The organism is Streptomyces sp. NPDC004031 (assembly GCF_053604375.1).
On the sequence record NZ_JBSGHL010000016.1, the window covers coordinates 57,030 to 71,167 of the forward strand.

11 protein-coding genes are annotated in these 14,138 nt (G+C 73.2%); 4 read left to right on the forward strand and 7 right to left on the reverse strand.

The features are described from left to right. Positions 1-243 precede the first annotated feature (243 nt). Together ACWERV_RS13060 and ACWERV_RS13065 are read left to right on the forward strand one after the other, a co-directional pair. Positions 244-4,536, forward strand: coding sequence for a CHAT domain-containing protein (locus ACWERV_RS13060; RefSeq protein ID WP_452932227.1), 4,293 nt, complete (start codon positions 244-246; stop codon positions 4,534-4,536). After that, positions 4,533-5,219 (forward strand): hypothetical protein, encoded by a 687-nt coding sequence (locus ACWERV_RS13065; protein ID WP_452932230.1) that lies wholly within the window; start codon positions 4,533-4,535, stop codon positions 5,217-5,219. The genes ACWERV_RS13060 and ACWERV_RS13065 overlap by 4 nt, the downstream gene beginning before the upstream one ends. Positions 5,220-5,292: 73 nt before the next feature. Here the strand turns inward: ACWERV_RS13065 and ACWERV_RS13070 are convergent, their stop codons facing one another. The 6 genes from ACWERV_RS13070 to ACWERV_RS13095 form a co-directional block, all read right to left on the reverse strand. Continuing rightward, on the reverse strand, positions 5,293-5,991 hold the full coding sequence (locus ACWERV_RS13070; protein ID WP_452932232.1) for a DUF899 family protein: 699 nt from the start codon (positions 5,989-5,991) through the stop codon (positions 5,293-5,295). Positions 5,992-6,104: 113 nt separating this feature from the next. After that, positions 6,105-6,428: an SCO0607 family lipoprotein gene (locus ACWERV_RS13075; RefSeq protein WP_452932234.1), complete on the reverse strand. Its 324-nt coding sequence runs from the start codon at positions 6,426-6,428 to the stop codon at positions 6,105-6,107. Between the two features lie 149 nt (positions 6,429-6,577). Then, complete coding sequence (locus ACWERV_RS13080) at positions 6,578-7,780, reverse strand: hypothetical protein (protein WP_452932237.1); 1,203 nt, start codon at positions 7,778-7,780, stop codon at positions 6,578-6,580. Further along, on the reverse strand, positions 7,777-8,649 hold the full coding sequence (locus ACWERV_RS13085; protein ID WP_452932240.1) for a patatin-like phospholipase family protein: 873 nt from the start codon (positions 8,647-8,649) through the stop codon (positions 7,777-7,779). The genes ACWERV_RS13080 and ACWERV_RS13085 overlap by 4 nt, the downstream gene beginning before the upstream one ends. A gap of 724 nt (positions 8,650-9,373) precedes the next feature. Beyond that, on the reverse strand, positions 9,374-9,904 hold the full coding sequence (locus ACWERV_RS13090; protein ID WP_452932243.1) for a hypothetical protein: 531 nt from the start codon (positions 9,902-9,904) through the stop codon (positions 9,374-9,376). Between the two features lie 113 nt (positions 9,905-10,017). After that, on the reverse strand, positions 10,018-10,953 hold the full coding sequence (locus ACWERV_RS13095; protein WP_452932246.1) for an aldo/keto reductase: 936 nt from the start codon (positions 10,951-10,953) through the stop codon (positions 10,018-10,020). A gap of 322 nt (positions 10,954-11,275) precedes the next feature. Between ACWERV_RS13095 and ACWERV_RS13100 the strand changes: the two genes are divergently transcribed. Then, positions 11,276-12,562: a phosphatase PAP2 family protein gene (locus ACWERV_RS13100; RefSeq protein ID WP_452932248.1), complete on the forward strand. Its 1,287-nt coding sequence runs from the start codon at positions 11,276-11,278 to the stop codon at positions 12,560-12,562. 339 nt (positions 12,563-12,901) lie between these two features. On the opposite strand, the gene ACWERV_RS13105 is transcribed toward ACWERV_RS13100, so the two are convergent. After that, positions 12,902-13,291 (reverse strand): hypothetical protein, encoded by a 390-nt coding sequence (locus ACWERV_RS13105; RefSeq protein ID WP_452932251.1) that lies wholly within the window; start codon positions 13,289-13,291, stop codon positions 12,902-12,904. A gap of 188 nt (positions 13,292-13,479) precedes the next feature. On the opposite strand from ACWERV_RS13105, the gene ACWERV_RS13110 reads away from it, so the two are divergent. Continuing rightward, positions 13,480-14,025: a transposase gene (locus ACWERV_RS13110; RefSeq protein WP_452932254.1), complete on the forward strand. Its 546-nt coding sequence runs from the start codon at positions 13,480-13,482 to the stop codon at positions 14,023-14,025. The last annotated feature ends 113 nt before the right edge of the window (positions 14,026-14,138 follow it).

Sequence of the window (14,138 nt, forward strand, 5' to 3'; positions counted from 1 at the left end):
CACCTGCCGGAGCAGGCTCGGACGGGCCGTGGCCGTTGTCGAAACCGGCCTGGCCGCACGGGTACGTCCGGGGGGTGCACCGAGGCGGTGGCACCCGGTTCGCGGCCTCGGGCAGCCGTGTTCGGGGAGTGCGGGGCCCGTTCCTTTCCTCGCACCCGTGCCCGCCGTCCCGCAAGGTGCGCGTTTCGCCGGGGCGGCGGAAGTCCCCTCACTACGATGGGCAGGCCGACGGACGGGGGATTCGTGGATGACGTTCTGCGCGAACTGGCGGCGCGGGTGAGGGAGGCCAGGACCGGCCAGGACCCCCGTGCCGTGCTCGACGAGGACGCCCTCGCGCTCGCACGGTCGCTCCTCGTCGACATCCGGGACTCCCCGGCCGCGCCCGACCCCGACACGCTGCAGACCCTCGCCGCGTTCTTCTGGGCGCGATCCCTCGCCCTCGGACCCGGCGAGCGGGCCGATGCCGAACTGGCCACGGCGATAGAGGTGTTCAAGCTGCTCTACCTGGTCGACCATCGGCGGGTGCCGCGTGAGCTGTGGCCGCGCTTCGCCGAGGAGACCGGCCACGACCCGTGGCGCGACCCGCTGGAGCACGCGGCCGACCTGGTCGTCGAGGCCGAGAAGAGCGGTGACGGCGACGCGCTCGACGAGGCGGTACGCCTGGTGGAGACGGTTGCGGACGGCGACGACAATGCCTACCGGGACACCGTCCACGGCCTCGCGCTGACGCAGCGCGCCGCCCTCCGTGACCGGCCCGCCGCCGTACGCGAAGCCGACGCGGCCGCCGCCGTACGCCTGCTGGGCGCGGTCGCCGACCTGCCCGAACCGTCGGCCGCCCGGCGCACGACCCGCGCGGCCACCTACGCCGAGGCGCTCGTCGGGCGCTTCGAACTCACCCGGGACACACGCGACCTCACCCGGGCCGAGGCCGCCTTCCGGGACGCGCTCGCCCACGCCGCCACGTCGCCCGACGTGAGCGCCGTGCGGGCAGCAGCCGGACTCGGCGCCGCTCTCGGGCGGCGCGTCGAAGCGCTCGACGAGTCCCCGGCCCCGGCCCCCTCCGGGTCCGGGGGCGGCGGCGAGGAGTCGGTGACGCTGCTGCGGGAGGCCGTACGGTGGCTGCGCCTCGCCGTGGACCGGGCGGCGGCCCCGGACCGCGAGTCGTATCTCGCCAACCTCGCGCGGGCCACGGGACTGCTCCTGGCCCACGAGGCGCGCGCCCGGCGGGCCACCGCCGAACCTCCGCCGCCGGACAGCACGGCCGCTGCTGCCGCTGCTGCCGCCGTCGCCGGGCCGGGACCGGGGCAGTCCGAGAATCCTGAGGTGCGGCGCCAGGCGGAGGAGTTGGTCGCGCTCGCGGCGCAGGTCGGCGGGCGGGTCACGACCCAGGCCGAGGCGATCGCACGGGTGCGCGACCCGGCGCGCGAGCTCTCCCGGACCGCCGTCGCCTCCGTACTGCTCGGCGCCGCCCGGCTCGTCGAGGCCGGGAACCCCGTCGACGCCCTGCCCGCGCTCACCCTCACCCTGGAGGCCACGCGTGCGCGGTGGGCCGCCGAGCGGGACACACCGTGGTGGTGGGCGGCGGACGCGTATGTCGAGGCGGCGCGGCTCGCGCTCGTCGAGATCGCCGACGGCCACCTCTTCGCCCACGCCGCCGCCGTGGCGGACGAGCAGATCACGAAGCTGCGGGCCGGGGTCCGTACCGGGGACGACCCCGCCGAACTCGCCGAAACCCTCTACGCGGCAGGCCTGTTGCGTCTCAGTCCGTACGTGGCCCACACCTCCGGACTGACCTTCGCGTCGGCCAACGATCTGTGGCGCGACCGCGCGGCCCGGCGTCGCGCGGTCCACCCCGACGGCGCGGGGGCCGTCGGCGAGCCCGAGACCGCCGAGATGCCGCCGCCGCTGGAGGCGGTCGGGGAGGCGGTGCGCTACCTGCGCGAGGGCGCGAAGTTGTCACGCGGGCACGAACGGGCGCGCGTGCTCAAGTCGTTGGCGGAGGCGTTGTCCGTCCTCGCGGACCTGGCGCGGGAGCCGGGGCAGGCGGCCACGCCCACCGCGGTCCCGTACGACGACGAGATCCGCGCCGCCGCCCGCGAGGCGTTCGACCTGCTGGACCCGGTGCGGGACCCGCTCGGCCGTCTCTACCTGCTGCGGGTCCTGGCCGTCCTCGGCGAAGTCGCCCTGCCCGGCGAGCTGACGGGCGTCCTCCCGCTGCCGTTGGCCACCGTGCGGGAACGGTTCGGGGTGCGGGACGCGGCGGGCGTCCTCGCGGAGGCGCTCGGCCTGGCCCGGCACGTCCGCAGGCCGGACCTGGAGTTCCGGCTCATCGAGGCCGCCGACCGCGAACTCCCCTCGCTGCCGGGGGATTCGTACCGCCGGGCCCGGTGGGACAGCGAGGTGCACTGCCTGCCGGAGAACCGCGTCGAGTGCCCCACCGGACCCGTCCCGCCGGAGGCGGCGGCCGCGCACGTCCTCGCGCAGGCCGAACGCGAGGACTGGCCGTCCGAGGAGCGAGCGGCGACCCTCATCCATCTCGCCGCCCACTCCCGGGGCGGCGGCGAGGAGCACCTCGGCCGCGAACTGACCACACGGGCCCGCGACATCGACCTCGCGCTGTGCGCCCGGCACGCCGCCGCGCTGCACTACCTCGACGGCACGCTCGCGCACGACGCGGGGCTGCGGGTCATGGTGCGAGCGGCCTCCGGGGAGCGCCCGGCGCCCCCGGCCCCGTCCGCCCCGCCGGATCCGGCCGCCCCGCCCGACCCGGCCGCGTACGGTCACGAGGCCCTCGCCGCCCGGCACTTCGGCATGGCCGCGGAGTCCTACGCGCTGTGCGGCCAGACCGGCCTGGCGCTCACCAGCCTGGACGCCGGGCTGGAAGCGGTGCTGGCGGCGGACGGGACAGGCGCGGGCCCGGCCGCCGCGGCGCTGCTGCCCGGGTCCGTATGGCTGCGCGGCGGACTCGACGAGGGCGTCGGCTGGAAGCTGCGCGACCTCTACCAACTGCTCACCCTCAAGCTCAGCGGCTACCCCGCCCTCTCCTTCGGCCTGATGGCGCTGCTCCACCAGGCCGCCAAGGGCGTCGACCTCACGCTTGTGTCCGACCGTTCCGGCCCCTTCACCCCCTCCGCCCGGCTCGCGCGCATGCTCGCCCACGTCGCGGCGCAGGAGGCCCGGCTGCCGGGTCCGGTCAGCGAGCCCGAACTCCCGGGCCCCGACGACGCGATGCTCTTCTACGTCGGCACCGGCGAGGCCGAGACCGGCGGCGATCCCGAGACGGAGCACCGCAACACCCTGCGCGCGGCGGACCGGTGGATCAGCCAGGAGCTTCTCGCGGGCGCCGCCCGGCGCGGCAACCCACTGCTCTTCCCCGAGGAGCTGTGCCCCCTGCTGCCCGAGGACACCGTGCTGCTCTCCCTCTACCTCGGCTACGTCCCCCGGGCGGACGGCACGGGCGCCGCCAGCTCGGTGTCGGGCCTGGCGGTGACGCGCGAGGGCCTGGAGCACCACACCGTACGGCTGGGCGACGTCGACGCCGGAATCTACCGCTTCACGCGCGAGGGCCACGTCCTGTCCGCCCACCCGCTGATGTTCGACGTCTCGGAGCTGCGCCGCGCCGTCGTCGCGGAACCGCTGCACCGCCCCGTGAGTCGGATGGCGCAGACCCAACTGCGCGACCGGAGCGGCTTGTTGCTCGCCGGATACGCCGAGGCGCTGGACGGCTGGCGGGCGGCGGGCAAACGGCACCTCTGCATATGGCCCAACGGCCCCCTGCACTACGTGCCGTTCCACCTGCTGGAGGTGAACGGCCGTCCCCTCGCCGAGGACTGGACCGTGACCCAGCTGCCGAGCCTCGGCTTCCTCCGCACACCCCCCTCACCCGTGCGTCGGCCCCCCACCCCCCGGAGGCTGGTCGCCTTCGCCTCCGCCGCCGGGGGAACGCCGCACGGACGGCCCGCGCAGGACGCGCTGGAGCCGCACGCGGCCGGTGTCGCGGCGGCGATGGGCGGCCACGCGGTGCTCGGCGCGGCCGCCACGCCCCGTCGGCTGCTCGCCGAACTCGCCGACGCGCGCTACGTCCACATCGCCGCGCACGGCGCCCACAACGACTGGGCGCCCTGGTACCAGTGCCTGTTCCTGTCACCGGACGCGGACAACGACGGCCGCCTCTTCGCGCACGACGTCCTCCGCGCCGACCTGCGGGGCGTCGAGCTGGTCACGATGAGCTCCTGCGAATCCGCCCTGGGGCGCTTCGACGTCAACGACAACCTGCGCGGCCTGCCCGCCGCGTTCCTCGCCGCGGGCGCCTCGGCGGTCGTCGGCTGCCTGTGGCCGGTCCACCCCCAGGTGGCCACCGACTTCTTCGGCACGCTGTACGAGCGCCTCGCCCGGCACCCCGACCGCCGGGCCGCGTTCCGCGACGCCCAGACCACCACCCGGGCCCGTCACCCCGCATACCGCGACTGGGGCGCCTTCTGCCTCATCGGCGACTGGCGTTCCCCGGACGACGCGACGCACGGAGCCCCCTCATGAGCCAACTCGCCCTCCCCACCACGCCGTTCCACGATGTCGCCCTGGAGAGCGTCCCGCGCCTCCAGTCGCCCGCCCCCCACCCCCGCGTCGAGGGCCGGGTGTCGGTCAGCACCCCCGTCGTCCACCCCCTGACCCCGCGGGAGGCCGCCGCCGACACGGCCGAGTGGCTCGGCTTCCTGACCGCAGAAGCCGCCCACAGCGACTACCTGCTGCTCAGCGTCACCTGTGCCTTCCGCCCGCCCGCCAACGGCGACCCCTTCGCCGACGCGGCCGTCGGCATCCTCCTCGAAGCCCCCGGCGCCCCCGCCGATCGCCAGCCCATCGCCTGGTCCCTCTCCCCCCGCCACCGCAGCCGCCCGGCGGGCCGCTCCACCGCCGTCACCCTCACCGCCCGCCTGGCCATCGTCGAGTCCACTCTCGCCGTCACCCCCGGCGCGCCGCGCGAGTCCCCCTTCGTCATCGGCATGGGCGAACGCGACAGCGACCCCGAATGGCGCATCCACCCCACCAGTGACCACCCCCTGGTCGGCGACGAGACCTTCACCGTGATCGTCAAAGCCCCCGCCGCGACCCCCGCCCAGGCCCGCGTCACCGTCACGGCCACCCTCCGGCACCGCCGCCTGGGCCTCCTCCCCTACCGCGCGGCCCTCCCCCCGACCCTCCACACGATCCCCCTCAACTAGGCGCCCCACCAACGCGGTTGCCGGTGTCCGGGGCCGCCGCCGCGTGGGCGGCACCCCCGGAACCGCCCCCGCCTCAGCCGCCCGCGCCCTCCCCGTACGCCGCCGCGATCTCCTGCGAGGACGCCCAGCGGCTGTACGTCGGGGACTGCGGCCAGCCCTCGGGAGAGTCCTGCCACTCCTCCTGACGGCCGTAGGGAAGCAGGTCGACCAGGCCGAACAGATGGCTCAACTGCTCGGTGCCGCGCCCGTCGGTGTGCCAGGTGCGGTAGACGGTGTCGCCGTCGCGCAGGAAGACGTTGACGGCGAAGCCGCCGCCCGGCGGGGCACCGACGTCGCTGCCGAACGGGCTGTTCGCCGTCGAATACCACGTCATCGTGTTGCCCACCCGCCGCCGGTACGCGAGCGCCTCGTCGATCGGCCCCTGTGTGACGACCACGAACCGCGCGTCGAACTTCTCCAGCCCGAGAAGCCGGGTGAACTGCGAGGTGAACCCCGTGCACCCGCCGCACTGCCACGCGGCCCCGTCCCGCCACATGTGGTTGTAGACGATGAGCTGCGGCTGCCCGCCGAAGACCTCGACGAGCCGCACGGGCCCGTCCTCCCCCTCCAGCACGTAGTCCGGCATCTCCACCATCGGCAACCGCCGCCGCTGCGCGGCGATGGCGTCCAGCTCCCGGGTGGCCGCCTTCTCCCGCGCCCGCAACGCGGCCAACTCCCGCGCCCAGACTCCGGCATCGACGACAGCCGGCAGCCCCGTCCCACTGACGGACATGTTCCCTCCGAACACTCGGTCTCCTTGAGTACGCATCCGAGAAGACCGACTCCCCCCACCGCCGAAACTCATCGCTGCCGGGGCCCGGCGACGCCGATCGCCCCGCGGGGGGGTCACCCCTCCCCCGCCTGGTCCGGATCGGTGATGAGCTTGCCGTTCGCGTCCAGCGCGTGGTTCTGCCAGTACTTGTCCCACTTGTCGTCGACGTGCTGCGGCACCTTCCCCTCGGGGTAGCGGACACTGCCCTTGGGCGGCTGCTCCTTGTCCGGGACGCAGGAGCCGCCGCCGGCGGACCCGACGGCGGCGACCGGGTACTCGTCCGAGCTGCAGATCGCGTCCCGGAGATCGATGGAGCACGCGGTGGTCAGTGCGGCGACCGCGCTTCCGGCCACCAGCAGGGCGAGAGCGCGACCGGAGCCGCCGACAGACTTCTTCATGGGATCCCCCTCTTCGGTTGCCCCCGAGTCTGCCGACGGGCGGTCGCCCGCGGATCCGTACTCCTACTCAGACCGGAACGGGTGACAGCGGCGGCACATGAGTACCTGGCGGGGTCCGTGAGCGCCGCCGACGGGTGGCCGGGCGGGGGTCAGACGTGGGCGGTGCCCGGGGGCGCGTGGGTGGCGATCCAGGCGTCCACGCGGGTCCATTGGGTGAGCAGCCACTCGCTGCGGGCTTCCGGTGTGCGCGGTATGTCCCCGGAGCTGACGCGCCACCAGTGGGCCCGCACCGGCTGGTGCAGGGGGATGCCGTTCCAGACCGAGCGGACGGAGTCGATGACGTCCAGGCCGGAGTGCGCCACGAAGATCGCGTCGGCGGTCGGCGCCGCCTCCAGGGCGGCGAGCACGCCCGCGTCACGCGGTGGCAGGACGTAGTGCAGCCGGGTGGCGCGTGCGGCCTTGCGCAGACGGCCGTGGCGGCGCAGCGAGGCCACCGCCCTGCGGTGGCGGCGCGGGGTGAAGTTGCCGCCTTCCGGGAAGAGGACGAGCGCGTCTCCCGGGCCGAGCGCGGCGGCCAGCGCGCCGATCGCCTCCTGGTCGCCGCCGTCCGGCGCGGGCAGGAAGCAGTGCGGGACCTCGCTGACCAGTACGTCCAGGCACGGGTCCGCGCGCAGCGAGCCCTTGAGCACCGTGTACGGGCGCAGGCCCGCCTCGCCGAGGAGGGTGTGGAGGACGAGGAAGGAGTCGCCGGGGCCCGCGTGCCGGGCGAAGACCAGCAGCGGCGGGCCGGGCTGCTCTGCCGGGGCCGGTATCCGCGGGGTGATACGCAGATCGAGGCCGAACAGGGGGCGCGCCGCCGCGCGCAGGTACGTCAGCAGCCGGGTCAGCACCGCGTACGCACCCGCGACACGTGCCTCGCGCGCACCACGGCGGCCCGGAGGGTGGCGTACGTAGAGCGCCGCCGCCGCGACGAGGCCCGCGCAGTCCGCCAGCAGGTAGAGGAGCACGAAGCCGATGACGCGGGCGGGCCGGGCCGGTCTGCGGGCGGCGAGGGACACCGCACCGGCGAGGGCGGTGACGGCGAACAGCGCGGCCACGACCGGGATGAGCGCGAGCAGCAGCGGCACGGTGGTGGCGCGCCGCGCCACCGCGAGGGCCGTGGCGCCCGCTCGCCGGCGCGGGCCGGCCGCCGTGGCGTCGGTGGCCGGTGGCGTGCGGTCCGCGCCGCCCTCCGGGTGCCGGGCCCCCCGCGCGCGCCCCGCCCCGGGAAGCGCGCCCGCCACCGGCTGCCGGGCGCCCGGCACTGCCTCCGGCACGCCCGGCGTCGGCGTGCCCTCCACCGGGGACGTCACTGCGACGCCTTTCCACCGCCGGGTCCGGCGAGCGCGGTGTCCAGGTAGCGGGAGGACGCCGCGTACGCCGCCTCGATGCGCTGGGCCGTGTGTCCGAACGTGCGGTGGCGCAACTGGCCGAGGGGGGTGGGCTGCGCGGAGCCGCTGGGCAGTACGTGGACGGTCACGCCGCCCGGCAGTTCCGCCATGTCACGGGCGAAACGGTGGCGACGGGCGATCTCGAAGGCGACGAGCGCGACCTCCCACGGCAACCGCGGCGGCCGCAGGGCGCGTTCGACCCGGCCCACCTGGAGGACGTAGACCTCCTGCGCGCCGAGGGCCACCGCCCGCGCGACGGGGATGCTGTTGACGAGCCCGCCGTCCACGAAGTGCTCGCCGTCCAGTTCGACGGGCGGCAGCAGGCCCGGTACGGCGCACGAGGCGAGGACCGCCTCGATGAGCGGGCCGTCCTCGAACCAGTGCTCGGCGGCCTTCTCGATGCTGGCGGCCACGCACTGGAAGGGTACGGCCAGGTCCTCGACCCGGCTCACGGGCAGGTGCGAGCGGAGCAGGTCGTCCAGCGGACCGGGCGCGTACAGGTGGGTGCCGCTGCGCACGACGGTGGTGAGCCGTCCGAGGAGCGAGCCGGTGAACACACCGGCCCGGCCGAGCCCGGTCCACAGGTCGGCGAGGCGGTCGATGGCGGCGGGCGACGGCTCGGCGGCCACCGCCGCGCCGTTGATCGCCCCCACGGAGGTGCCGACGACCGCGTCCGGCCGGACACCGGCGGCGAACAGCGCCTTCAGCATGCCCACCTCGTGGGCGCCCAGCGCCCCGCCGCCGCCCAGTACGAAGGCCCTTCTCGGCCCGTCGGCCGCTGCATCGTCCATAGGCCCCCTTTGCCCCGGACGGCGGTGTTCACGCCCGGACCCGGACGTGAAGCCTCCCACCGCCCCCGGCGGCATCCGGCACGGCTGGGAGCGGCCCGTAGCGCCAGGGCCGCGGCCCGCTCCCCCACCGGGGTCCTTCGGTCTCCGCCCCGAAGGGATGCGGTCCGGTGACGCGGCGGGCATCCGCCCGGCCGGTCCGCCTGCGGACAGACCGGGACGACGGGCCGACCGCCTCGGCGGGGGCGCCGACGGACGAAGGAGGAGCCAGGGCGTCGAAGTCGCTCATGCGTGCGGATCGGTTCCCAGGGCAGATGCCTCCAGCCGGAGCAATCGCCCCGGCCGGTCCGCCGGGCGTAGTCGGCGGGCTCCCCCACCCCGAGGAAGAGGATTCGCCATGTACATCGGCCTGGGAACTGTCGTTCTGATCGTCATCGTCGTCGCCATCGTGATGTTCCTGCGCCGCGGGTGAACCCCCGCACCCCGGACCGGAAGGCCCCCGCCGCGCCCTGGCCGGCTGACGGCGGGGGCGAGCAGGGACTCGCGGAACCCGCCCTGCCCGAGGGGCCCGGAGGCGGGCGGGCCGGCGGTGGTGACCTCGGAGTCCGTCCAGGCGTCGGTGTGCGCGGGCCGCACCGGCCTCCGTTCGGTCACACCGCCTGAACTCCCCGGTCATCTGGTGACGCCGCCGGCGCAGCGCTGACGGCCCGGCAGGCCCGGCCGCCGGTCAGGTGAGCCGCTGCTCGAGCCGGCGCAGCGTACGGCGCTGGCGCCGGTATCCGAACCAGACCATGCCGTCCAGGACGACGAGCAAGCCGAGGAGCGGCAGGGCCGCCACCCATTTGCCACTGACCAGCGGCAGGACCGCGACAGCCAGGACCATTGCCGTGAAGGCCGGCGCCAGCCACCGCAGGCGGCGCAGCTGCCCCTTCCGACGGGCCATCAGGCCACGCATCTGCTGGCGCCGGGCAGGATCCTCCGGGATCCGCCCCTTGTTGATCATCCGGTTCAGACCCCGGATGTCGGCGCGTTCATCGCCGGCCGCGGCCAGGTCCCTGCGCCGGCGCCGGCGGTAGAGCGCAAGCGAGAACACGGCGTAGAAAGCCGCGCTCAGTACCGCCCCGACCGGCGAACGGCTGGGCCGGACGGCCATCAGGACGCCTGCGTCCACCACGACGAGCAACAGAGCGTAAGCCCATAAGTGCTGGTCCAGCCAGCGCATCACCCCACGCACGGGAGCCTCCTCCACGGTCGGCATGTGACCCCTTCGAAGGTCCGCTACCCGCCCGGCCCCATTCCAAGTACGGACCACGGCATGTACCGGCCGCCCTCGGCGCGGCGCGCGGCACAGCGACGCCAGCAGCCCCGCCCTCAGGGGACGATGTGGCCCGCGGCGCGGAACAGCTCGTACCACTCGGCCCGGGTGAGCCGGAGGTCGGAGCCCTGTGCGGCGCCTGCGACGCGCTCGGGGCTGGTGGTGCCGAGGACGACCTGCATCCGCGCGGGGTGGCGGGTGATCCACGCGGTCGCGATCGCGATGGCGGGGACGTCGTACTGGGCGGCGAGACGGTCGATGACGGCGTTGAGTTCGGGGTAGTCCGGCGAGCCGAGGAAGACGCCCGTGAAGAAGCCGGCCTGGAAGGGGGACCACGCCTGGACGGTGATGTCGTGCAGACGGCAGTAGTCGACGATCCCGCCGCCGTCGAGGGTGGCTGCCTGCTGCTCCGCGAGCATGTTCGCGGCGACCCCCTGCGCGACGATCGGCGCGTGGGTGATCGAGAGCTGGAGCTGGTTGGCCACGATGGGCTGGCGCACGTACCTGCGCAGCAGGTCGATCTGGTGCGGGGTGTGGTTCGAGACGCCGAAGGCGCGCACCTTGCCCGAGGACTCCAGCGCGTCGAAGGCGCGCGCGACCTCCTCGGGCTCGACGAGCGCGTCCGGGCGGTGCAGCAGCAGGATGTCGACGCGGTCGGTCCGCAGGGCCGCGAGCGAGCCCTCGACCGATTCGACGATGTGCTCGTAGGAGAAGTCGTAGTACCCGCCCTCCGGCACGATCCCCGCCTTGGTCTGGATCGTGATCTCGTCGCGCTGCGACGGGGTCAGCGCCATCGCCTCGGCGAAGCGGCGTTCGCAGGCGTGCAGTTCGCCACCGTAGATGTCGGCGTGGTCGACGAAGTCGATGCCCGCGTCGCGCCCGGTGCGGACGAGCTCCCGGACTTCCTCGTCGCTCTTGTCGGCGATACGCATGAGGCCGAGCACAACGTTCGGGGCGACGATGTCGGTACCGGGCAGAGTGAAGCTCTTCACGAGGGATTTCCCTTTCAGATGTCCAGGTCTGCACAGTACAAGCGGACCCTCCCGCACCGTCGCGAGGGCTCGGTGTCCGCCCGTGGCGATCCCGCGCCGCCGCGCGCCCGCGACCCCCGTTCAACGCCCGTTCGACCCCCGGTAACATGTTCGAAATCACGGGGATCGCCCTCTTCGGCCGGCGTTCGCCGGGAAAAGCGTGCCGTCCGGCACGAAGAATGCTCCGTGCGGCCGATACCCGACACATCGGCCAGACTTGATATCCAAGACATCGCGGGCAAGCAGCACAACAGCGGTCGCCGCACGGCACCGGCCAGGTGCCGTGCTGTGGGGCGCGGCAGGCGCAGTGGTCCTCGGATTCCTCGTCTCGCTGGAGATCGCCGCGCGCCACTACGGTCTGCCCGGCCCCGTCACCAACCAGGCGCGCGAGGTGGTGTTCGCCCCCACCTCGGGGCCGCTGCTGTACGCCGGACTGGCGCTGACGATGGTGGTGCTCACCTGGCGGCAGCGGTTCGTCGCGCTCGGCGCGGCGATCGGCATCGACGTCGTCTTCTGCCTCGTGCGGTGGGCGGTGGGCGGTGGGGTGCACTTCGGCAACGGCGCCCTGTGGGTGATCCTGGGCTGTGCGGTCATCGCCGTCACGCGCCGCACCGGGCAGGAGCGCGCCCTGTTGCTGAAGGGTGTCGGACTTGGCCTGCTGCTGGTGACCGGCCACAAGACCGGCGACACCTGGTTGCTCATCACGTCGAAGACCCGCCCGATGGTGCTCGACCAGTACGTGGCGACCGCCGATCACGCGCTGGGCAACCCGTCGTGGCTGGTCGGCCGGGCGGTCGCGGCCACCGGTCCGGCGGGTTCCCTCCTCCTGCACGGCGTCTACGGCCAGCTGCCGCTGGCAGCGGCCGTCATCGCCCTGTACCAACTGCGCAACGTGGCGGTGGAGCGCCGCTTCCCGGGCCACCACCTGGTGCGTACGTTCCTGGTCATCGGCCTGCTCGGGCCCGCCGTCTACATGATCTTCCCGGTGGTCGGCCCGGTCTTCGCCTTCGGAACCGACGGCGGCCACTGGGCGGCGGCCAACCTGTGGCCGGACACACCGACACCGATCGGCCCCCCGCACCGGATGGCGTTCGACGGGATCACCCCGCGCAACTGCATGCCCAGCCTGCACACGGCATGGGCGACCACGATCTTCATCCACTCGCGCAAGGGTCCGCGGGCGCTGCGCGCTGCCGGCACGTTCTGGCTGGTCGCCACGCTCACGGCGACGCTGGGATTCGGTTACCACTACGGCGCGGACCTCGTCGCCGGCGCGGTGTTCGCGCTCACCGTGGAGACGGCGATGCGCGCGCTCGACCGCGGTTGGGACTGGTCGGCGTCATGGCTGGTCGCCCGCGGTGCGACGGTCTTCGTCGCGCTGCTGCTGTCCTACCGCTACCTGCCGGTGGAGATGGCCAGGCACCCGTGGCTCTTCGGACCGCTTCTCGTCCTGGCACTGGTTTCGGTGGTCCTTCCCTACGTGTGGACCACGAGGCGATGGGACCAGGAGCCCGCCGGCGAGCTGCGACTGCGCCCGCGACCGGCGGAACCACGCCCCGAACTGGTCTGAGCCGGGCGTCACGCAGGGTTCTGGCCTGTACGGAGGCCACCGGGGGGCTGATGTGTGGACGAGCACAGCATTCCTCGGCTGGGCCGTTCGCGGCCTCACCGTGTGGGAGTGCAGCGTCAGCAGCTACCACCTTCAGGACTACGTGCCCGTGACGGTCAGCCACGTCGTCCGGGGTGACGGGACCCGGCTTGGCCAACAGGGGGAAGCGGGGAGTGGAGCAGCGGACACGGGAGCCTTCTCGATCACTTGGCTTGGACACCTGAAAGATCGCGGATCCCGTGTCCGCTCCGTCAACCCGTCAACCCGTCAACCCGCGGTATCCCTGGCAACATTGGCGACCTACTGCCGCCAGACGGTCTGGGTTTGCAGGACGTCATTGGTGTGGAGGTCTATCAGGATGATGTCGACCTCATTGATACCACCCGAGAACGCCGAGCCGTCGATCGTGAAGTTGTACGACTTCACCTCGTCGACTGCGGTGCGTGTTTGGATATCGACAAGACTCCCGCCGGCGTACGCATCGAACTCAACCTGCGTTCCGGCTCCACCGATGTCGGTGACCGATCCCTGAATCCCTACCGAACGGTTGAGCCACGTCACACTCCCGGACGCACTGTGTCCTCCCGTGCCGACGCCGTACGCGGAACTGGTGGCGAAAGCCGGACTCACGGCAAGCGCCGTGGCAGCCACGGCCCCCACGGCGATCGTCCCCATCGATCTCAAACGCATGAAACTCCTCCTGGAATGGCGGGACGTCTCTGTGCGTGTCAACGCTAAGTTTATGAGCGTGGGTGACGCAACTTGTTTCCGAGCCAAAAAATGAGCCACCGGTGGCACCGATTCGTGCAGGTGCCAGATTTTGCCGTCGATAAGGGAGTTTTTGGCTCTTTGAGCTGGTAACACCATCTTGTGGGGCGGTGGTCGAGCCGGTGCTGCCGTCGTGGCCGGAGCGTTCGCCGGGTCCGCGGCCGGTTTCGGATCGGTTGTGTCTGCGGGGTGTGCTGTTGGAGCCGCGCGTGCGCGGACGCTTCCCGTGTACGCGTGAAAAAAGGGGGCGCCGCGACGGCAACGGAACCCCGCTCAACGTCATCACCACTGCGGCGAACGTCAACGACGTCGCCCAGACCCTGACGCCGGTCGACGGCGTCCCGCCGGTCGCTGGCCGCGTCGGCCATCCCCGTAACCGCCCCGAAGCCCTGCTCGGCGACAAGGGCTACGACAGCGAACCAAACCGCAGCGCACTGCGGAAACGAGGTATTCCGCCCGTTGTTTCTCGACGCGGCCACCGCGACATCCATGGCCTCAGCAGACTCCGCTACGTCGTCGAGCAGACCATCGCCCTGCTCCACCAGTTCAAACGACTCGCAATTCGCTGGGAGCACCGCCTCGACCTCAACAACGCCTTCGTCTCACTGGGCCGCACACTCATCTGCCGGCGACGCCTCGAGAAGGCCCCACGGTGATGGTGCTACGAGTTCTTCGGGAGCCGGCTGGTGTGTCAGCGTAGTGATCTAGAGGGCAGGAACCCACTGGTGACCGGCGTGGCCCCACACGACCCCCAGGCCACTCGCGTCCT